Origin of the sequence: Ralstonia sp. ASV6 (assembly GCF_016429285.1) — a bacterium.
In the GTDB taxonomy this organism is placed as follows: Bacteria; Pseudomonadota; Gammaproteobacteria; order Burkholderiales; family Burkholderiaceae; genus Ralstonia; species Ralstonia flaminis.
The window spans coordinates 1-423 of record NZ_JAELUI010000394.1 but is presented as its reverse complement, the minus strand read 5'-3'; the positions used below and the strand labels follow the sequence as shown (position 1 = coordinate 423).

At 52.0% G+C, this 423-nt stretch carries 1 protein-coding gene; it reads left to right on the top strand.

Annotation, left to right across the window (positions count from 1 at the left end):
- The coding region (locus JHD73_RS29300; protein ID WP_233177211.1) for a hypothetical protein at positions 1-392 on the top strand (392 nt) is incomplete at its 5' end.
- Positions 393-423: the final 31 nt, after the last annotated feature.

Genomic DNA, 423 nt, shown 5'->3' with positions numbered 1-423 from the left:
ATGTAGTGGAGATGTTCCCTGACAAACTTGACAAGATGCTCAAATTTAATAACGCTCCTACCTTGTCAAATAAGCAAGAAGGCCGCGAAGATAGGGTCGAGACGACTACCCCACAGCCTGCGATACATGGCGCGGACTATACCGCAAATGGGCAAGACATGGGAGCGTCGCCACCTCCCGTTTCCACTGAGCTCGGTTGTTGGGATGCCGAACCACCCCACTATATGACATCTGGAGATGATGCACTGGCGGACTTCGAGTTTGGCCTTTCTTACGATCAGCTTGCCAGAGTTGGTGCAGACGACGTGCCCAACACAGCAGCAGCATCCTTGGCAGCGCCGGCACCCGCTGACATGATTTTGGGTGATTGCATTGATCCAATGTTGATATAGGGAATATTGAAGCTCTGGCGAGGTCTAAGAG